A 21,007-nucleotide genomic window follows, 5' to 3' on the forward strand; every position below is an offset into this window, starting at 1 on the left:
AAATTAGTGAAGTCTAAGATAGAGAAATTTAATCAGATGTTGTTATGTGTGTAAGATTTGAAACTTCTTTAAAACAAAAAACACAACCGTAACGATTGTGTTTTTATCATATTGTGAGATGTTCAGTTTTATTCTTCTTGGTCTGAACTTTTATCCTTTGTAATAGTGGCAGGTTCTACCGAACTATCATGTGCATTGTGATATTCTTCTAAAAGATCCATAGTAGCTTTCAATAAATCTTTTGTCTCCAATAACAAGCTAAAGTACAATGTTGTATTCTTCGGACTCGATTCTTCAGTACGTGTACGTTCAACCTGAGTTTGAATCTTTTGACGTACCAATTGGAAAATAGCTTCTTTATTCGTTAAAACACTTCCAATTTCCTCAAAAGAACGTGAGTCAAAAGCTTTCTTAGTATTGTTAAAAACAACTTCTAGCGCTTCATCAACTTGTTTCAATTCTTTAATTTGATTGAATTTCAGTTTCTTATGGTTATTGTTTACGTGTTTTAAACTTGCTTTCGAAATATATTCTAATGATTGTGTAATATCTTGTAAATAGCCTAAAACATTAATATAGAAATTACTTGCGCCAACACTCGTTTCATCTAAATTTTTGATAAAATAGAAAATATTGTCACGCAATTCGTCAATCTCAGTAGAAAGTTTAGTGATATTTTTTCGGTTCTTCTTTAGCATTTGTAAATCTTGCTTTGCTAAACCGTTAATAGCACTTGTGTAAATTCTATTTCCTCTTTTTACCACATTGGCAATATTATCTGCACTTTCGTGGATGACACCTTGTACTGAGCTGCTTTCGGCTTTCTTTAAGCTGTCTTCTACTTTTGCTTCTTTTGCTTTTTTATTATGATTGATATAATTACGAATCAATAAAAAGGCAGCCAATGCTAACAAAGCGCCAAGCATGATAGGTAAATTAAGGTTTAGTAAAAAGGCAATCAATCCAGCGGCTAAAAAGGCAATAATTGCAGTAAAGAACCAACCGCCAATTACATTCAATACACCAGCAACTCTATACACTGCACTTTCTGCGCCCCAAGCTCTATCTGCCAAAGAAGTACCCATAGCAACCATAAAGGTTACATATGTAGTAGACAATGGTAGTTTCATGGAAGTTGCAATTGAAATTAATACACTTGCTACCATTAAGTTTACAGCAGCGCGAACCATATCAAAAGCAGGAATATCTTCTTTATTTTTATAAGTATTTACAGCTGGAATCATAAATTGTTTATCTATACTGGTTTGTAAAGACTTTGGTGTAATAGCAACGATTCCTTGTGAAATACCAATAGACATGCGCACAAAACCTCTTGATAAGAAATTAGGTTTAAAACGTTCTTTGGTTTGTTCTTGACTTGATAAATCGATAGAAGTCTTTACTACAGCTTTTGCTTTACTTGAAAACCAAAGTGTAACAACCATGATCAATCCTGCAATTACCAAGAAAAGTGTCGGTGTTTTTACAGTTTTATCAAGAAAATCCATCTTAAAACTACTAGCGGCTGTATAAATTTCAGCAGCAGAAGAAGTGTCTAAAGCAGTATTGCTTGCAAATTCGTTGTATGACTGCCAGCCTGCAATTGGAACACCAATAAAGTTTACCAAGTCATTTCCAGCGAAAGCAAGTGCTAAAGCAAAAGTTCCTACAATAATAATCAGTTTGTAAATGTTTGTCTTAAATAAAGACATAACCAAATATGAAATAACAGACCAAACTACCAAGCTAATTGTAATGATAGGAAGTACATATACTTCTAGGAAATTTTTAAGTGTAAATTCAACAATTCCCTTATCAAAATCAACAGTAATTGTTTTTATTCCTGCGTCTTTAAACGCTTTAAGATCTGAAAAAGATGAGCCTAGATGCTGATTAATCCATGGGAGTAAACCGTCTTTAGGGCCATTATATAAAACTTCGAAAACTGAATTTGCATAATTGGTGCCTTTAATTCCTTTCACAAAAATAAAATACGTGATAGCTGTTAAGGCTATTCCGCCAAAAACAGCACCAACCCAACGTGCTTTTTCATTAAAGTTATAAGATAATAACAAACGTGAAACCCATTGCACCAAAGCACCAACAGAGAAGGCGACGACGACTGAGACGACAATACCAATAATAATCTCAGTAGCTTTTGAAGTATTTATATACTGTAATAAAGTATCATAATCACCACTTTGATTGGTAATCTTAATCAATGCCATTGCTACTGCAGCTCCAAGCAATTCAAAAACAATAGAAACCGTTGTCGATGTAGGCATTCCGAGCGTATTGAAAAAGTCAAGCAATAGAATATCGGTAATCATAACCGCCATGAAAATAATCATGATCTCATGAAACACGAACTGTTCGGGTTGAAAAATTCCTTTTCGGGCGACTTCCATCAAACCGCTAGAAAAAATGGCGCCAATAGCAACTCCAACACTTGCAACAATCATAATTGTTTGAAAGGAAATAGCTTTAGAACCAATAGCTGAATTCAAGAAATTTACTGCATCATTACTAACTCCTACGACCAAATCAGCAATTGCCAACACAGTCAAAGCAATGATCATAATTAAGTAAATATTGTCCATATATGGGTATTAAAAATAATTTACAAATATCAATAGTGTCGCGAAATGTAATGTTACCTAAAGGTTATATCTTACGCTTTTGCATTAGCAATACTTCTATACTGTTATAAATATAACAAATAAGACCATGAAGTGTTGAAATATCTTTCTTTTTTGCTCAAAAACACGAATATACTACCAAGAATCGGCTCTCGGTGGGATTTCTATAATTAATGTAGTATATTGCAGAGAAAATGCTATTTACTAATGAATTGGGAACAATTACTCTCCTTAAAACGTTACGGGGATACCCATAAGCGATTGCGCAAAGAACAAGATGAGACCCGATTGGGCTTTGAAGTAGATTATGATAGAGTAATTTTCTCATCAGCTTTTCGCAGCTTGCAAGATAAGACACAAGTTGTCCCTTTATCCAAAACAGATTTTGTACACACACGCCTTACGCACAGTTTGGAGGTTTCTGTAGTGGGAAGAAGTTTAGGAAGAAAAGTAGGAACAAAACTCTTAGAAAAATATCCACACCTCAAAGAAGTTCATGGATTTCAATTCAATGATTTCGGAGCCATAGTTGCAGCAGCAGCTTTAGCACACGATATCGGAAATCCACCATTCGGACACTCAGGAGAAAAAGCTATTGGAGAATATTTTAAAATTGGAAAAGGAACACAATTCCAATCAAAACTCTCTCCAAAAGAATATCAAGATCTATGTGATTTTGAAGGAAATGCTAATGGATTTAAAATTCTAACCGAAAACCGCAAAGGAGTTGATGGAAGCTTACGATTGAGCTATGCTACTTTAGGAGCTTTTATGAAGTATCCGAAACAGTCGCTGCCAAAAAAGCCCACAAAACACATTGCAGATAAGAAGTACGGAATTTTTCAATCTGATAAAAAAGCTTTTACTGATGTAGCTAACGAGCTTGGCTTACGTACATTTGATGAAGGTGAAAATATCAGATATGCAAGACATCCACTCACATTCTTGGTAGAAGCCGCAGATGATATCTGTTACACAATAATTGATTTTGAAGATGGAATCAATCTTGGATTGATCCAAGAAGAATACGCTCTAGAATATCTAATCAATTTAGTAAGAGATACCATTCAAACAGATAAATATAACTCATTACAACATCGAGAAGATCGTTTGAGTTATTTAAGAGCACTATCTATCAATACACTTATTGAAGACGCTGTACGTATTTTTCTAGAAAACGAAGAAGCTATTCGAGAAGGAAACTTTTCAGTAGGACTCATGGAAAAAAGTAAGTACAAAGCACAAATTGATGACATTATCAAAATAAGTATTGATAAAATATACAAAAGTGACGAAGTCATAGAAAAAGAAATTACAGGGTATCATGTATTGCAACATTTACTAAATACGTTTATCACAGCAACAGAAAATTACCATAATGATTCACTGTCTAACTATGACAAGCTAATTTTGAAAGTTTTACCAGAAAATGTAGACTATCAAACAAACCTTTTGTATAATCGATTGATGAATATTACTAATTACGTATCAAGATTGTCCGATAGCAAAGCAGTAATATTATTTAATAAACTCACAGCAAAAACCGTATAATTTTTTATTAACAATTAGCCTCGTAATCTAATTTTTTAATACATGCAACAAAATTACATTAGAACAGGAATACTAATTTTTTGTTCACTTTTTGTACTACAGATAAGCGCTCAAGAAGCAATCTCTGTAAATAAAAGAGTCAAATTCACAAAAGAAATCTCTCCAGAAAAAGCAAAAGGAGAATTTTTGCAAAAGTTCAATTTGGACGACAACAATACATTCCAAACAACGATTGTCAATCAAGACAGATCTGGAATGAAGCATGAAAGAATGCAACAATATTACAACGGAATCAAAGTAGAATTTGGAACCTTAGTAATTCACTCAAAAAATAACGCTGTAAAAAGTATTAACGGAGAAGTATATAACGGACTCGGTGTAAACTTGTCACCAGCATTATCTCCGCAACAAGCTTTTGACAAAGCACTCGCCTTTGTAAACGCAGAACAATATTTATGGTCAAATCCACAGGAAGCTGCAGCAATGAATTATACAAAGCCTGCTGGAGAATTAGTATTACTTCCTGAAATGAATACATATTCTGGTTTGCTAAATTTAGCATACAAATTTGATATTTACGCAACACAGCCAGTAAGTAGAGGAGAAGTATATGTAGATGCGCAAAACGGACTCATCTTATTTAATAATAAAATTATCAAGCATCACAACAACGAAGGTCGTGAAATACTAAATAATCCTGCAAATCTTGTTAAAGTTAACAGAACGTTAGCGCCTTTTGTGGCAGGAACTGCTCAAACGAGATACAGTGGTCAACGTGATATTGAAACACGTTTGGAAGACAATGGAGAGTATACCTTAAATGATGATTCGAGAAATGTATTTACAAGAAATGCACAAAATGTAGCTTTTGGAGGCGGTTATATAAATAATTTCGCTGAATTTACGGATGATGATAACGCTTGGTCGTTTTCAGGTCTAAGTCTAGACAATGCCGCACTTGATGCACATTGGGGAGCCATACAAACTTATGACTATTGGTTAAATGTTCATGGAAGAGATGGAATTGATGGTAATGGATATGCAATGAGAAGCTATATTCATGTTGCCAACCCTAATGGAGGCGGAAGCTGGACAAATGCTGCTTGGAATGGATCTGTAATGTCATATGGAGATGGAAGCGGAAATTTTGAACCTTTGACAAGTATTGATATTTGCGCCCATGAAATTGGACATGGAGTTACAAATTTTGCAAATAACTTAGTGTATGCTAGAGAATCTGGTGCATTAAACGAAGGATACTCCGATTTATGGGGAGCAGCTATCGAATTTTATGCAAAAGGAAATGGAGATGATTTAAATCCTAATATGGAAACTTGGCAAATAGGAGAAGATATTGTTTCTAATGGACTCGGAATTAGAAATATGAGCAATCCGAATCAATTTGGTGATCCAGATACGTATGAAGGAACAAACTGGCGCCCAACATCTGTCGCTGGTTGTCCTACACCAAATAATAGTAATGATCAATGTGGTGTGCACAGTAACAGTGGAGTGTTAAACCATTGGTTTTATTTATTAGTACAAGGTGGCGCAGGTTTTAATGATGTAACAAATCAATTTGATGTTACTGGAATTGGAATGCAAAAAGCAGAAGAAATTGCCTATTTAGTATTAAGAGACTACCTAACTCCAAATAGTACATTTTTAGATACTAGAAATGCAGCAATAGATGTTGCAATCAATTTACACGGAACTAATAGTCCCGAAGCCATTGCTACACAAGATGCTTTTTATGCAGTAAATGTTGGAGGTCCATACATACCACTTACAACAGATGCTAGATTAGTTTCAGTTTCTAATCAAGAAATCCATTGCGGATTAAATACATTTGTACCAGTAGTAAGAGTCGAAAACTCTGGAGTAACAACAACTATAACAAATGTAGAAATAAGCTACTCTGTTGTTGGAGGAATCAGTGATACATTTACATTTAATGGAAATATTCCTGTAGGAGCGATTCAAGATATTACACTTCCTGCATTAACTTTAGAAAAAGGATTGCAATCGCTCAACTTTGGAATCTCTGTAGCAAATGATCAAGATGGAACAAACAATCAAGAGCTACTTTTATTACGTGTAAATGAAATTGGTGTTGCTGAAGATGTATATGATTTTGAAACGGTAGATGATGAGTTAAACACATATTTTGATGGAGCTTCACAAATCTGGACTAGAGGAACATACACACAATTAGGAAGCGTATTTCAAAATACAACGCTAGAAGGTGAAGTATATGCAACTTCATTGAGTGGTAACTATGCAAACAATACGAGAAGTTATTTATTATCAGATTGCTATGATTTAACAGGTGTAACAAATCCGACCATAAAATTTGACATGGCGTTTGACCTTGAAGAAAACTGGGATTTTGTTTACATGGAATATACAACTGATGGCGGAAATACTTGGAACGTTTTAGGTTCTGCTTCAGATCCTGACTGGTATAATAGTGATAGGACGGCAGCAACCTCAGGAAACGCTGACTGTTTGTTATGTATCGGATCACAATGGACTGGAACTGATACAGTCATGGAGGAATATAGTTATGATTTATCTGATTTAAGCGGAGAATCAAGTATTATTTTTAGATTTGTACTTGTAACAGATGGAGCCGTAAATAATGAAGGTGTTATAGTAGATAACTTGGTAGTAACTTCTGTATTAAGTGTTGGAGAAGTAGCAAATAATAATGCTTTTTCTGTATATCCAAACCCATCTAACGGAAGTTTTAATATTAAAGCATCAAAAAACTTAGGAGACGTTACTGTTAATATTTTTGATATAAATGGAAGAAATTTATATTCTAAAGCTGTTAATTTGACAGGAACTGTTAACTTTGACCTAGATAATTTACAATCAGGATTATATCTCTTGAGAGTAGAAGGTACAGAATTCGTAAAATCAACAAAACTAATCATTGAGTAATTCACAGTGATTGAACAAAAGACTTTTTTAAAAAAAACAAAAAGCTCATGGAAAGAAAAACAAAAAGAAGAGTATTTATCACACTTTTATTTTTAGCAGTGTTAGGGTACACAGTAAGCCTAAAAAATAAAGAAGTTGAAAAAGAGGAAAGCTTATCGGCAGCTGAATTAAGAGAGAAGCATGCTAACTATCTAGCGAATAGTCCTTTTAAGGAAACTCAACAACTAACCAGAGAAGAGCGTAAAGCAAATGGATTACCTCCTAATGGATACAACGAACAACTTTGGGAACTAACAATGAACCCAAGATTAGGAAGACCAACTCCAGAAAATCTTCCTGAAATACAAAGAGCTGAATTACAAAAACGTACGCCAGGAGATGCAGACGACAATGTATGGGTAGATAGAGGTCCTAACAATATTGGTGGGCGAACACGTGCAATAATGTTTGATCCTAATGATATCAACAATGCAAATCCAGCTGACGATTATACAAGAGTATTTGCTGGAGGAGCTTCAGGTGGATTATGGGTAAATGACGATATTACAGATGCAAACTCATCATGGCAGTTAGTAGATGGATTACCTGGTAATATTTCTGTAAGTGTACTTGTTACTGATCCTAATGATTCAAATACAATTTACTTAGGTTCAGGAGAATCTTATAGTCAAGGATTTGCAGTAGGAAGTGGAGTATATAAATCTACAGATGGTGGTGTTACATGGGAACAAATTCTTGGAGGAAACTTTAACAATTCAACTAATTCTGGAGGATTAACATTGGTAGACGGTATCTTCTTTGTTAATGATCTTGTAGCAAGAAATAACAACGGAACAACAGAAATATATGCTTCTATAGCAAGTTCTGGATACAGAGAATCTGGAGATCCATTCAATATCTTAGGTTTTGATGATAGAGGTTTATACAAAACTGATGATGGAGGAACAAACTGGTCGCGTTTCCCTATTCAATACATCAACAACGATTACTTGAATCCAAATGATATCGAAATCGATATGAATAATAACATTTGGTTGGCAACAACAAGTGATTCTTTTGGAAACTCTGGAGGATCTATCTTCCAATCTACAGATGGTATTACTTTTAATTTAATAAGAACTATTCCAAATGCAAGACGTACAGAACTTGAGCCATCTTCAGTAACACCTGGAACATTTTGGGTTGCTGCTAATGTTGGTGGTCAAGCAGATTTATTTGTAACAACAGATAGTTTTGCAACGCTTAATAGTTTAGTAGAACCAAATGATGCTGATAATGGAATTCCTGCTACAGATTATGCTAGAAATCAAGCATTCTATAATTTACCTATAGAAGCTGATGATAATGATAATTTATATGTTGGAGGTATTGATTTATTTAAATTCAATTCAGCAGGAAATGACTGGGATCAAATCTCAAAATGGTCTAATAATAATAACCTTTTCAATCTAGATGTATCTTTTGTTCATGCAGATCATCATGCAATAGTTTTCCGTCCAAATGATAATACGCAAGCGGTCTTAGGAAATGATGGAGGTGTATATTACTCAGCAAATTTTGTAAACGCAATGAATAGTACTACAGCCATTCAATCACGTAACTTAAATTATAATGTAACGCAATTTTACTACGGAGCAATCGCTGAAGGAGATATTGCTGATGGAGATGACTTTGCAGGAGGAACACAAGATAATGGAAGTTTAGCATCTATTGATTCTGCTCCTGGAGCAAATAGTGTAGTAACATTCCAAGGAGGAGATGGAGCTTTTACTGATATTGATGATGCTGATGGTTATATTATAGCATCATTTCCATCTTTAGCGCACATATTTCGTCCTTTCCCAGCATTATCGAATGCAGGTGCTTATTTTATAGTAAATGAAAATACAGGAAGCTTTATTAATCCAGCATATCTAGATAAAAATACGGACACATTTTATGCAAACTCTGTTTCTGGAGGTCAAGCACGTGTTGTTCAAGTTAGAAATGTAAATGCTGGCGCTGGCGGTCTTGTTAGAAGTAACTTAACAAATGGTTTACTAAATGCTCAATCATCTGCTTTCAAAGCTACAGCTAACGGACAAACAGTATTTGTTGGACTACGTAATGGACGTTTATTAAAACTTGAAGCGGCATTAACTACAGTACCAGTTTGGTCTAATGTAACAGGTGCTAACTTTGTTGGAAGTGTTTCTGATATCGAATTTGGAGAAACTGAAGATGATATCTATGTTACTTTCCATAACTACGGAGTAAACAATGTTTGGTATTCTCCTGATGGAGGAACTACTTGGGAAGAAAAAGACGGAAACTTACCTGATTTCCCTGTAAAAGCGATTTTAATGAATCCATTAGTAGCAGGTGGAGTAGAGGTAATTATCGGAACAGAATTAGGAGTTTGGAGAACATCAAACTTTACTGATGCAAGTCCAACATGGATTCGTTCTGAAAATGGAATGCGCTCTGTACCAGTCTTAGATTTAGATTTAAGAGTGTCAGATAATACCGTATTAGCAACAACGCATGGTAGAGGTTTCTTTACAGGACAATTCTTACCAGGAATATTAAGTACAGAAGAATTTGAAGCTGGAAGTAATTTCTCAATCTATCCAACAATTTCAAATGGAAACATGACAATCAATGCTAACAATAGCGGAAACGCAAAAATTACAGCATACACGATTGCAGGACAACAAACATTCTTACAAGAGATGGATTTAAGTAAAAATACACCAACAAACTTAAACTTATCTGAATTGTCTACAGGAATCTATATCCTGAAAATTGAACAAAACAAAGCAGTTGAAACACAAAAAATCGTGATTCAATAAGTAAAATTATACATACATAGAAAAGCGAACTCAAACTATTGGGTTCGCTTTTTTTATAAAATAAAGTATTATATAGATTTCTTAGAAATAATAGCTGCTAAAACATTAGTTGTGAGTGCCAAGCAACGTAAGTAATAATTCTTTGATAGCTTTTTTAGAAATGCCACATTCATCATGCAACTCTTCTACTGTACCGTGTTCAATAAAGGTATCTGGAATTCCACGTACATAAATATTGTTGGTATAATTAAACTCTGAAGCAAACTCAATAACTGCAGTTCCAAATCCACCATTAATAACTCCGTTTTCAAGAGTTACAATTGTATTAAAATGATTGAAAATTTCGTGTAAAAGTTCTTTGTCTAATGGCTTTACAAATTGCATATCATACAAAGCAATTCTTTTAGACGCATCAAACTCTTTCACAGCTTCAATAGCAGCAAATCCAATATGACCAACGCTCAACACTGCAATATGAGTTCCTTCTTTAATACACCTTCCTTTGCCAATTTCGATAGTAGAAAAAGGTTCTTTCCATTCTTGTAGCATTCCGCGACCTCTTGGGTAACGAATTGCAATAGGATGTTCTAAACCAAGTTGTGCTGTATACATCATATTTCGCAAGGCAACTTCATGTAAAGGAGCAAAAATGATGAGGTTTGGAATACAACGTAAATATGCTAAATCAAATACGCCGTGATGTGTAGCGCCATCTTGACCCACCAAACCTGCTCTATCTAAACAAAAAATTACAGGTAAATTCTGTAAAGCGACATCATGAATCACCTGATCGTATGCGCGTTGTAAAAACGTAGAATATACATTGCAAAACGGAATCAAACCTTGTGTTGCCATTCCTGCAGCTAATGTAACAGCATGTTGTTCGGCAATACCAACATCAAAAGCACGATCTGGGATAGCTTCCATCATAAACTTTAAGGAGCTTCCAGTAGGCATTGCAGGTGTAATTCCTACAATCTTTTCATTCGCTTTGGCGAGTTCTACAATAGTATGTCCAAAAACATCTTGAAACTTCGGAGGAAGATGTGCTGTATTTTTGGGTGTAAGTTCGCCAGTATGCTTATCAAACTTTCCAGGTGCATGATACTTCACTTGATCTTCTTCTGCTTTCTGAAGTCCTTTTCCTTTTGTGGTAATGACATGTAAAAATTTTGGACCTTTTACTGTTTTCAAACGTTCCAATTCGGCAACAACAGCAAAAATATCATGTCCGTCAATTGGACCAGAATAATCAAAATTCAAAGCCTCAAAAATATTATCTTGTTTCTGTGTTCCTTTCTTTACATTGGTCAAATACATTTTTAAAGCACCAACACTTGGATCAATTCCTATAGCATTATCATTCAGGATAATCAAAATATTTGTATCGGTAACACCCGCATGATTCATAGCTTCAAACGCCATTCCGCTAGCAATAGAAGCATCGCCAACAACGGCAATATGTTGTTTTGTGAAATTTTCTTGTAATTTGGAAGCAATTGCCATTCCTAAAGCTGCAGAGATTGCCGTAGACGAATGTCCGACACCAAAGGTATCATAATCACTTTCATCGCGCTTAGGAAAGCCAGAAACACCATTACGTTGTCTGTTTGTGTGGAAAATTTCTCTTCTTTCGGTTAAAATCTTATGTCCATATGCTTGATGACCTACATCCCAAACCAATAAATCATTTGGTGTATCAAAAACATAATGCAAGGCAATAGTCAGTTCTACAACGCCCAAACTTGCGCCCAAATGTCCTTCTTTCGTCGAAACAATATCAATAATAAACGCACGTAACTCTTGTGCGACTTGAGGTAAATCTTCTTTAGAAAGTTTCCGTAAATCAATTGGTGAATTGATATGTGAAAGTAAATTTTTCATGGGCGAATTAAGAATGGTAAAATTACGATTTTTGCAGAAGGTTCGCTAAAAACTTAGTAATTTTACAACAGAATCATTCCATCATGCAACTCGAAAACATTTTTGACGATAATTACTTCATGAAAAAGGCACTGCAAGAAGCAGAAATGGCGTTTGAAAAAGGTGAAGTTCCTGTAGGTGCTGTAATTGTTATTGACAATCGAGTAATTGCACGCGGACACAACTTAACAGAAACATTAAATGACGTTACAGCGCATGCAGAAATGCAAGCCATTACAGCTGCTGCTAACTTTTTAGGTGGAAAATATTTAAAAAGATGTACGTTGTATGTAACCTTAGAACCTTGTCAAATGTGCGCAGGCGCGTTATATTGGAGTCAAATCTCAAATATTGTTTATGGCGCACGTGACGAAGAACGCGGCTGTATAAAATTAGACACAAAATTACATCCCAAAACTGTTATGAAAGGCGGTATTATGGCAGAAGAAGCTTCACAATTGCTTAAAAAATTCTTCATTCAAAAGCGAAATTTAAACTAAACATATTATAAAAGCATTATTTATTTTCTGAAATAAAAGTACTACTATTAATATAGGTTTATACCGTATTTAATTTATTGTTTGTAAGATAGAAGTGTATGGTGTTAGCGTATGTATACTATTTTTCATGTTTTTAATTTTGAGTAATTACCAAATTAAAAAACTATTTAATTATGAAAAATGTAAAGTTTATTTATGCATGTGCATTTGTGTTTTTACTGTTTTTTTCCTGTAGTGAAGAACCTGTAAGTAGTCTAGAAAACGAACAAGGACTCGATTTAGAAGCCGTATTAAAAAACTATCCCGAAAAAATTACTATAGATAATTGGGAAGAGTTTGTATATGCGCCAAAAGAAGTAATTGAACACTTCAATCAAGAAGAATTAAAGTTAAAAAAAGCTCGAAAACCAATAAAAGCTCCTGACTTTGATGAAAAAAGATTAGTACTCGGATCTTTATTACTCGGAGAAGTACAAGTTTTAGGAGATGGAATAAATCCTAATACGACATATTTAGGAGGAACTGGTGTGCGAATTACAGCTGGAAATACCACAGCAAATGCTGTTTCGGCTGCAACCCCTTTCTTTCAAGGTCAAAATTTCTTTTTATCCAATTTAAATGGACTCATGTGTTTTTATCACCAAAATAACACAACAGGTAATTATTCATTTGCAGAATGGGTAAATGGCGTCTCTACTTTAGATATTGTACTGATACAAAGACATATTTTAGGATTACAACCTTTTACAGAATTGTGGCAATACGTAGCTGCAGATGCAAACGGTGACGGAAGCGTAACGGTTGCAGATCTTAATGTGATAAGACAATTGGTATTAGGAGTTACTTCAAATCTTCCGCCTATGGCTACAGGATTTTACAATCAACCAGTTATTTATTTTCCACAAGGAGATTATGATACCGTGAATGCTAATTTGGCTTCAAACCTTCCTTTTATTAATACATTCTACCCAGTCTTTACTTGCCAAACTACTATTGCAAATACTGATACTGACCGATATGCAATAAAAAGAGGTGACTTAAACGGAAGTTGGAATTTTTAAAAGTTTGATTTCTTCCTAAGAAAATAAAAATCAACAATCATAAAAGCTGTTAGGTATCCAATATCTAGCAGTTTTTTACATAAATACATAAAAAAACGCGCAATTCATATTGCGCGCATAGCTTGTAACGGTGGGTTTTGAGACAATTATTCTATAATTTGAACATTTGTAGCAACCATTCCTTTTCTACCTTCTGCTTCTTCGTAAGAAACATTATCGCCATCTGTTATTACTAAACCATTTAAGTTAGATACATGAACAAAAATGTCTCTTCCTGTGTCGTCGTTGGTAATGAATCCAAAGCCTTTGTCTTCATTGAAAAATTTAACTGTACCAGTCATTTGTGATAAAAAATAAAATTAATAGGTACCTAAGTTAACATTTTTAAAGCACAAACCGATACTATTTGAAGGTGTTTTTTGTGTTATTCTTTTCGAGAGAAGTCGTTCATTTCCTTCAATTTATCTTTTGAAAGTATAAAATCTTCCTTCTTTTTATTCTTGTAACGGTGGTAAATAAAGAGTGGCATCCAAATAAAAGAAAAGATCAAAATACAGATACCAATTACCTTCTGTTCAAAATTTTCTTCTTGAAATTCGTAATTATAAGCAAAAATTCCAACGCCTAATAATGCCACAAAAAGGATGATAAGAAAGTATTTCATTTTTTTAATTTTTGATAAAAATCTATCGTGTAAAAGTAATCAACTTTCGTCGATACGCCGTTAATAATTTTGATTTTGAAACAAATCCGTAATATTTTCCTTCTTTCAAAACAGGCAGATTCCAGGCACTGCTATCTTGAAATTTTTTCATCACCGTTTTCATATTGTCTTCTTCATAGATAATATAATCTGGCGCATGATGCATAATGTCGTCTACATGAAGCGATTCGTACAAAGAAGTATCAAACATAAACTCGCGGATATCATCCAACAAAATGATTCCTACCAAAATAGCATCTTCATCTACAACAGGAAATAAGTTTCTACTAGATTTAGTAACAGCCTTATGCAGCATTTCTCCCAAAGTCATTTGTGGCTGAATGGTGCTAAAATTTTTCTCTATCACACTGTCGAGCGCCATTAATGTCAATACAGTTTCATCTTTGTTATGTGTAAGTAATTCGCCTTTTTCAGATAATTCACGTGTGTAAATAGTATAATTTAATACGTTTTTTGTGATAAGAAACGAAATTGCACACGTTAGCATCAACGGAACAAACAAATCATAGCCGCCAGTAATTTCCGCAATCAAGAAAATTGCTGTTAACGGTGCATGTAATACGCCAGCAATCAATCCTGCCATGCCCACCAATGTAAAATTTGACTCAGAAACAGTAAATCCAAATTGATTGATGATTTTGGCAACTACATTTCCTAGCGCACTTCCCATAACCATTGTAGGAATGAAAATTCCACCAGAACCGCCAGCAGCAAAGGTAGTTGTCATGGCAATTGCTTTAAAAATGGTAATTCCGACCAATAATAAGATCACAATCCAGATGTTTTCGGTATAACTATCTAAAGGTGTTTTTCCCAAAGCTTCTATGTGATTTCCATCAAGCAAATTGGTGATAAATCCAAAACCTTCTCCATACAACGGTGGAATAAAGTAGAGCATGACACCAATCGTTAATCCGCCAAAAATAAGTTTGTGTTTTTTCTGCCGAAACCGTTCAAAAAACTTCGTAATGGCAAAGTGCATTTTGGTAAAGTAAATAGAAGCAAAGGCTGTTCCCACGCCAAGTGCAATATAAAAAGGAATGTCACTAAGTTGAAATTGTTCCGATAAGGTAAAATTGAATAAATTCTCGTTTCCCAAGAAAAAATACGAAGTGACAACCGCCGAAACCGAAGCCAATAATAATGGAATTAAAGAAGTTAATGTTAAATCGAGACTAAAGACTTCTATAGCAAAAATAATAGCTGCAATGGGCGATTTAAATATAGACGAAATAGCGCCAGCTGCTGCACAACCTATCAAAAGCATTCTTGTTTTACTGTCAATATGGAATAATTTGCTAATGTTAGAGCTAATGGCAGAACCTGAAGCAACAGCAGGACCTAATAATCCTACCGAACCACCAAAACCAACAGTTAATGGAGCAGTAATGAGTGGTAAATACATTTTATAATTTGGAATGATACCTGTGCGTTTGGAAAGCGCATACAAAATAGACGAAATGGCGTGTTCTGTTTCTTTTTTAAACACATATCGGAGCAACACATACACTAAAAAAAGTCCGATAACTGGTAAAATAAAATACAGTTGATTTTTAGAAAAGATGATTCCGTTTTCTAACAATGCCTGAATTGAAAATGTAATGTTTTTTATAGTAACAGCTACCAATCCTGAACCTAAACCTACTAAAACACTTAATAGGTATACAAAGTTTTTGTTGGAAATATGTTTGTATCTCCAAATCAAAAAGCGTGTAAAGCGTGATTTTTTAGTTGTTGGCATCGTACGATTGTGTCCTTTAAAAGTACAAATCTAATGCATCGATTCCAATTTCGCTTTTAGGTTAGTGTAATCTTCTAAATATAATTGACGAATAGTTTCTACATACGGACGTTGATCGGAGTAGCCTTCTTTAAAATTAGTAATGGCTTCATTGATGATTTGTAAAGCTGCTGTTTTTTTCTTTTCAAAAAGTTCTCTAGGAATTCGAGTATGCGCAATATTGCTATATCTAGATCCTTTGGTCTCTATTTCCTGTAAAAGCATTTTGCATTCTTCAAATAAAACAGCTGCTTTGTAATACTTTGCATCCGCAAAATCAGTATTATACTTTAATAAGGTGTTGAAATTGTGCAGTGCATTTTCAAATTTTTTAGGATTAAAATTTAGATATAGTTTACTTTTTGATTGTTCATAATGAGCAATTCCGCGATATAAAAAAGCTTCATGTTCAACCCAATCTTCTCCAGTTTCTTCTGTTTCCTTTTGAATGTGTTTGTTAAAAAAGGCAATGGAATTTTCATAATCCTTTAAGCCTAAATAAGCAATTCCGCGCCAAAAATCGACACTGTGTCCTTGCGGAGCATCAATAAAACTAGGTGTTAACGTATCTGTGGCATCAAAATCGGCAATAGCATTTTTGTAATCGCGATAAAACCATAAATAATTATAACCGCGATATCCTTGCCAAGCAATTGGATCGAGCTCAACAGCTTTGTCAATATACTTTTTCCATAAATGCGGCATGCCACGCTTTAAAAACGGAATTGACAATTCGCGCCATGATTCAGCATGTGTTGGATCGTATTCTACAGCTTTTGCAAAAGCGTTAATACTTTCTTGCGTTCCTTGATAGTTTGACATTCCATGTTGGAAACAGGCTAAAGAGCGTTTCTTCTTGTCTATATTTGCTTCACAAGAACACAACAATATTATTGGAATGATGCTAAGGAATAATTTCTGTAATGTTTCCATGTTCTATTTTGTATGAGATGTACATATAAGTATCGTAGTAAGCGCTTCCATTTTTACCTGTAATCAAGTTTGGATTCCACTCTTTTAATTGCGTAGTGAGCTCAAAAAGTTGTTCTTTTAAGTCTTTTGTGAATGTTTTTGGTTTTAAATTTAGATCGTTTTCATGAATTACATAACGTCCAGCTTCACCTTTACAATTAATGACAAAGCGAATATTTAAATAACCAGAATCTGTATAATTTTTGTTTTTGTAATTTGATAAGATAAAATTTCGCAATTCGTTTTTGCCTTTGCTATATCGAGCACGTTCAGGATTGTAATATTGTAGGATATAATGTTCATTACAAACTTCAAATCCGTCACTTAAAAGTGCAGTTTCAGGATTGATGTAATGTGCATCTGTTGTAAAAGCATTTTCTGTGGGAATAAAATCTTCTTCTTTTGATTGTTTAGCACAAGAAATAAAAAGAATTCCTAAAACGACAACAGCAATTTTAGTAATTTTCATGGGTTTGTTTTCTAGGATAAATCTAATCAAAAAATAAAACAGCGTATTATATTTTATATGTTTTACAGTTATAATAGTATCAACTTCACTTTGTATTGTATAAACAACATTGTAGTAAATAATAGATAAAAATAGAATATTTACTATATTAATAAATTAATTCTTACAATATTTATGGATTTTTAATATATTTGATTGAAATTATGCCAAATGACCATGAAAAAAATAATTCGAATCGTACCATTACTCCTTATTATTACTCATATCATATTTTTCAATAACTTTTATCGAAACGAGTTTGAATATAAAATGTACTCATTAGTCGCTATATTTATAATATCGACATTGATTCTTGTCAATTCATTAAAAGGAGAACTTGAAGCGAAGAAAAAAACAACACTCATTGTACTGTCTGTATTTGTCCTTATTTCGCTAATGTTTTCTTTTTATGAATTGAGGTAGGAAATAAAATTATTATGAAAAAAGCAATTAAACTTATACCACTACTACTTGTAATAGTTCATATCATTTTTTTTAAGAATTATTATCAAGATGAATTTGAATATCAAATATATTCTCTTGGGATTATATTTATGATAAGCCTTCCCATTTTTTTGAATTCATTTAAAAAAGAAACGAAATCGAAGAAGAAAACAAAATTAATTATCCTATCAGTATCAATATTAATTACACTGATGATTTCTTTTTTTGGATTGAGATAGTATAGACATCAAATAAAAATATATTCACAAAAAAACCTGCAAAGTGCAGGTTTTTTTGTGAATATATTTTGAGTAAACATCAATTATTTACATATCAAGTTTGATGCTTAGTTCTTTTAATTGTTCATCATCAATTGGTGCAGGCGCATCAATCATAACATCACGACCAGAATTATTTTTCGGGAAGGCGATAAAATCACGGATTGTTTCTTGTCCACCTAAAATGGCAACCAATCTATCCAAACCGAAAGCCAATCCACCATGTGGCGGCGCTCCATATTGAAAGGCATCCATTAAGAAACCAAATTGCGCTTTGGCTTCTTCTTCAGTAAATCCTAAATGCTTAAACATGATGGCTTGCATTTCTTTATCGTGAATACGAATAGATCCACCACCAATTTCATTTCCGTTTAATACTAAGTCGTATGCATTTGCTTTTACATCGCCAGGATTAGTATCTAGTAATTCTAATTGACCAGGTTTTGGAGACGTAAACGGATGATGCATTGCATGGTAATGTCCAGTTTCTTCATCTAGTTCTAATAATGGGAAGTCCATTACCCAAAGTGGTGCAAACTCTTCAGGATTACGCAAGTTTAAGCGTTCAGCCAATTCCATACGTAAAGCACTTAATTGCGCACGTACTTTGTTTGTATTTCCAGATAAAACACAGATTAAATCACCTGCTTTTGCTCCAGTTGCTGCTGCCCATTTTGCTAAATCTTCTTGATCGTAGAATTTATCTACAGATGATTTGTAAGTTCCGTCTTCATTACATTTTACATATACCATTCCTAAGGCACCAACTTGTGGGCGTTTTACCCAATCAATGAGTTTGTCAATTTCCTTGCGTGTATATGTTGCTCCACCTGGAACAGCGATTCCAACAACCAATTCTGCCGAATTGAATACTTTGAAGTCTTTGTGTTGTGCAACTTCATTCAATTCACCGAATTCCATTCCGAAACGAATGTCTGGTTTGTCATTTCCGTAGGTTTTCATCGCATGGTCAAAGGTCATTCTTGGGAATTTTTCAATATCAATTCCTTTGATTTCTTTTAGCAAATGACGTGTTAATCCCTCAAAAACATTTAAAATATCTTCTTGTTCAACAAATGCCATTTCACAGTCAATTTGTGTAAACTCTGGCTGTCTGTCGGCACGTAAATCTTCATCACGGAAACATTTTACAATCTGGAAATATTTATCCATTCCACCAACCATCAATAATTGTTTGAAGGTTTGTGGCGATTGTGGTAATGCGTAAAATTGTCCTTCATTCATACGAGAAGGCACTACAAAATCACGCGCACCTTCAGGTGTCGATTTGATTAAGTATGGTGTTTCTACTTCAATAAATTCCTGCTCAGACAAAAACTTGCGAACTTCCATCGTTACTTTATGACGGAATATCAAGCTGTCTTTTACAGGATTACGACGAATATCTAGGTAACGATATTTCATTCGGATATCTTCTCCACCATCCGTTTCATCTTCAATGGTAAATGGAGGTAATAATGAAGCATTTAAAACCGTCAATTCTTTTACTAAAATCTCGATATCTCCCGTAGGCATATTTGGATTTTTAGAAGCACGTTCAATCACTTCACCTTTTACTTGAACTACGAACTCTCTTCCAAGTGTTTTTGCCTTTTCAAAAATGTCTGCAGGCGTACGTTCTTCATCAAAAATTAATTGCGTGATTCCGTAGCGATCGCGAAGATCGACCCAAATCATAAATCCTTTATCTCTAGACTTTTGAACCCAACCTGCTAAGGTAACTTCTTGTGTAATGTGCGATGATCTTAACTCACCACAACTATGTGATCTGTACATGTGTATGCGATTTTAAAAGCGCAAATTTAATGGTTTTTGGTGGATGAATGGTGTAGGAATTAAAATATTTTGGGAGAACTAAAGATTAAATAATTTTTGTGAACTTTTTTTGAATGAATTTTTCTTAAGTCACTTTTTTTAGATGAATGAGCGATTATTTATTCCCTTTTTTAAAGCTAATGTTACCCTTTTTTAATTAGTTAACTATTTAAAAGTAAGCGCTTTAGATTTTCAATGTTAATTTAATGTTACGTAAATGTTGTCTGAAGGTAAAAAAAATGTTACCTTTGTAATGTAATTATTAAGAGAGTCCTCAAATTATTAAAAAAATATATATATATATGAAAAAGTTACTTTTTATAGCAGTTTTTCTTGTTTCAGGAACAATTGCATTCGCACAAAATAATGACAAGCCTAAATTAGAGAAAAAAGGAGATTTGATTGAAGCTACTTATTACCATGATAATGGAGTAGTAGCGCAAACAGGATTTTTTACGCTAGAAGGAAAAGTGCAAGGAGAATGGAAATCTTATGACGAAAATGGAAAGAAAACTGCCATCGGAAATTATGAGAATGGAAAGAAAGTTGGAAAATGGTTTTTCTGGAATACAAATCAACTAAGTGAAGTAGATTATTCTGAAAGCAAAATCAAAAAAGTTAATAGCTGGCAACGTACAAGTTCAGTTGTGAGCAACAAATAGGAAGATAAAACGATCAAAAAAATCCCGAAGTCTATGTAGATTTCGGGATTTTTTATTTTTAGGAAGTTCTGTGTAAGCTTATTTGAATAGACTTGAATAGCTTTGTTCATTTTTATTCTAAGTGTTGCTGATGCGTTTATTTGTTGGATGAGTTTATCGTCTAAGAAAGTTTAGAAACGACTAAATGTATGTATACTGTTTTTGTAGTTTTCTATTGTTTAAGATAGAGAGTAGAGAAGTTAAAAATGCTTCTACAAGGCTGAAAAACGAGTACTTTTTAATAGATACTATGCCTCGTTATAAAGTACAGATATAAAAAAACTCCGCTACGTAGCGGAGTTTTTTTGTTTGT

At 33.8% G+C, this 21,007-nt stretch carries 14 protein-coding genes; 6 read left to right on the forward strand and 8 right to left on the reverse strand.

Annotation, left to right across the window (positions count from 1 at the left end; translation table 11 throughout):
• Positions 1-128: 128 nt before the first annotated feature.
• Positions 129-2,600: an inorganic phosphate transporter gene (locus ACOQOS_RS15820; RefSeq protein ID WP_420571439.1), complete on the reverse strand. Its 2,472-nt coding sequence runs from the start codon at positions 2,598-2,600 to the stop codon at positions 129-131.
• 246 nt (positions 2,601-2,846) lie between these two features.
• Between ACOQOS_RS15820 and ACOQOS_RS15825 the strand changes: the two genes are divergently transcribed.
• Genes ACOQOS_RS15825 through ACOQOS_RS15835 form a run of 3 tightly spaced genes read left to right on the forward strand, consistent with a single transcriptional unit; the run spans position 2,847 to position 9,967 of the window.
• Positions 2,847-4,190, forward strand: a complete 1,344-nt coding sequence (locus ACOQOS_RS15825) for a deoxyguanosinetriphosphate triphosphohydrolase (protein WP_420571440.1) — start codon at positions 2,847-2,849, stop codon at positions 4,188-4,190.
• Positions 4,191-4,232: 42 nt separating this feature from the next.
• Positions 4,233-7,136 carry a M4 family metallopeptidase gene (locus ACOQOS_RS15830; protein WP_420571441.1) on the forward strand — a complete coding sequence of 968 codons (2,904 nt, stop codon included), beginning with the start codon at positions 4,233-4,235 and terminating at the stop codon, positions 7,134-7,136.
• 47 nt (positions 7,137-7,183) lie between these two features.
• Positions 7,184-9,967, forward strand: a complete 2,784-nt coding sequence (locus tag ACOQOS_RS15835) for a T9SS type A sorting domain-containing protein (protein WP_420571442.1) — start codon at positions 7,184-7,186, stop codon at positions 9,965-9,967.
• 105 nt (positions 9,968-10,072) lie between these two features.
• On the opposite strand, the gene ACOQOS_RS15840 is transcribed toward ACOQOS_RS15835, so the two are convergent.
• Positions 10,073-11,851, reverse strand: coding sequence for a 1-deoxy-D-xylulose-5-phosphate synthase (locus ACOQOS_RS15840; protein WP_420571443.1), 1,779 nt, complete (start codon positions 11,849-11,851; stop codon positions 10,073-10,075).
• Between the two features lie 83 nt (positions 11,852-11,934).
• Here ACOQOS_RS15840 and ACOQOS_RS15845 point away from each other — a divergent pair, with 83 nt between their 5' ends.
• Together ACOQOS_RS15845 and ACOQOS_RS15850 are read left to right on the forward strand one after the other, a co-directional pair.
• Positions 11,935-12,390: a nucleoside deaminase gene (locus ACOQOS_RS15845; RefSeq protein WP_420571444.1), complete on the forward strand. Its 456-nt coding sequence runs from the start codon at positions 11,935-11,937 to the stop codon at positions 12,388-12,390.
• A 173-nt stretch (positions 12,391-12,563) separates the two neighbouring features.
• Positions 12,564-13,451 carry a hypothetical protein gene (locus tag ACOQOS_RS15850; protein ID WP_420571445.1) on the forward strand — a complete coding sequence of 296 codons (888 nt, stop codon included), beginning with the start codon at positions 12,564-12,566 and terminating at the stop codon, positions 13,449-13,451.
• Positions 13,452-13,597: 146 nt separating this feature from the next.
• Here ACOQOS_RS15850 and ACOQOS_RS15855 read toward each other — a convergent pair whose 3' ends face one another.
• The 6 genes from ACOQOS_RS15855 to aspS all read right to left on the reverse strand — a co-directional run bounded on the left by ACOQOS_RS15855 (position 13,598) and on the right by aspS (position 19,954).
• Positions 13,598-13,792 (reverse strand): cold-shock protein, encoded by a 195-nt coding sequence (locus ACOQOS_RS15855; RefSeq protein ID WP_420571446.1) that lies wholly within the window; start codon positions 13,790-13,792, stop codon positions 13,598-13,600.
• Between the two features lie 83 nt (positions 13,793-13,875).
• Complete coding sequence (locus ACOQOS_RS15860) at positions 13,876-14,115, reverse strand: hypothetical protein (RefSeq protein ID WP_420571447.1); 240 nt, start codon at positions 14,113-14,115, stop codon at positions 13,876-13,878.
• 22 nt (positions 14,116-14,137) lie between these two features.
• Entirely contained in the window at positions 14,138-15,916 is a 1,779-nt protein-coding gene (locus tag ACOQOS_RS15865; RefSeq protein WP_420571448.1) for a chloride channel protein, read from the reverse strand.
• 30 nt (positions 15,917-15,946) lie between these two features.
• Positions 15,947-16,888, reverse strand: coding sequence for a hypothetical protein (locus tag ACOQOS_RS15870; RefSeq protein WP_420571449.1), 942 nt, complete (start codon positions 16,886-16,888; stop codon positions 15,947-15,949).
• Positions 16,860-17,396 (reverse strand): hypothetical protein, encoded by a 537-nt coding sequence (locus tag ACOQOS_RS15875; protein ID WP_420571450.1) that lies wholly within the window; start codon positions 17,394-17,396, stop codon positions 16,860-16,862. Before ACOQOS_RS15875 ends, ACOQOS_RS15870 begins: the two co-directional genes overlap by 29 nt.
• An 809-nt stretch (positions 17,397-18,205) precedes the next feature.
• Complete coding sequence (gene aspS, locus ACOQOS_RS15880) at positions 18,206-19,954, reverse strand: aspartate--tRNA ligase (RefSeq protein ID WP_420571451.1); 1,749 nt, start codon at positions 19,952-19,954, stop codon at positions 18,206-18,208.
• Positions 19,955-20,295: 341 nt separating this feature from the next.
• On the opposite strand from aspS, the gene ACOQOS_RS15885 reads away from it, so the two are divergent.
• Positions 20,296-20,655, forward strand: a complete 360-nt coding sequence (locus tag ACOQOS_RS15885; RefSeq protein ID WP_420571452.1) for a toxin-antitoxin system YwqK family antitoxin — start codon at positions 20,296-20,298, stop codon at positions 20,653-20,655.
• Positions 20,656-21,007: the final 352 nt, after the last annotated feature.

It is taken from the genome of Kordia sp. (assembly GCF_965224175.1).
Lineage (GTDB): Bacteria > Bacteroidota > Bacteroidia > Flavobacteriales > Flavobacteriaceae > Kordia.

Bases quoted from the DNA above. Each gene is read 5' to 3' on its own strand.
- ACOQOS_RS15820 (WP_420571439.1), bottom strand. From the start codon at position 2,600: ATGGACAATATTTACTTAATTATGATCATTGCTTTGACTGTGTTGGCA.
- ACOQOS_RS15825 (WP_420571440.1), top strand. From the start codon at position 2,847: ATGAATTGGGAACAATTACTCTCCTTAAAACGTTACGGGGATACCCAT.
- ACOQOS_RS15830 (WP_420571441.1), top strand. From the start codon at position 4,233: ATGCAACAAAATTACATTAGAACAGGAATACTAATTTTTTGTTCACTT.
- ACOQOS_RS15835 (WP_420571442.1), top strand. From the start codon at position 7,184: ATGGAAAGAAAAACAAAAAGAAGAGTATTTATCACACTTTTATTTTTA.
- ACOQOS_RS15840 (WP_420571443.1), bottom strand. From the start codon at position 11,851: ATGAAAAATTTACTTTCACATATCAATTCACCAATTGATTTACGGAAA.
- ACOQOS_RS15845 (WP_420571444.1), top strand. From the start codon at position 11,935: ATGCAACTCGAAAACATTTTTGACGATAATTACTTCATGAAAAAGGCA.
- ACOQOS_RS15850 (WP_420571445.1), top strand. From the start codon at position 12,564: ATGAAAAATGTAAAGTTTATTTATGCATGTGCATTTGTGTTTTTACTG.
- ACOQOS_RS15855 (WP_420571446.1), bottom strand. From the start codon at position 13,792: ATGACTGGTACAGTTAAATTTTTCAATGAAGACAAAGGCTTTGGATTC.
- ACOQOS_RS15860 (WP_420571447.1), bottom strand. From the start codon at position 14,115: ATGAAATACTTTCTTATCATCCTTTTTGTGGCATTATTAGGCGTTGGA.
- ACOQOS_RS15865 (WP_420571448.1), bottom strand. From the start codon at position 15,916: ATGCCAACAACTAAAAAATCACGCTTTACACGCTTTTTGATTTGGAGA.
- ACOQOS_RS15870 (WP_420571449.1), bottom strand. From the start codon at position 16,888: ATGGAAACATTACAGAAATTATTCCTTAGCATCATTCCAATAATATTG.
- ACOQOS_RS15875 (WP_420571450.1), bottom strand. From the start codon at position 17,396: ATGAAAATTACTAAAATTGCTGTTGTCGTTTTAGGAATTCTTTTTATT.
- aspS (WP_420571451.1), bottom strand. From the start codon at position 19,954: ATGTACAGATCACATAGTTGTGGTGAGTTAAGATCATCGCACATTACA.
- ACOQOS_RS15885 (WP_420571452.1), top strand. From the start codon at position 20,296: ATGAAAAAGTTACTTTTTATAGCAGTTTTTCTTGTTTCAGGAACAATT.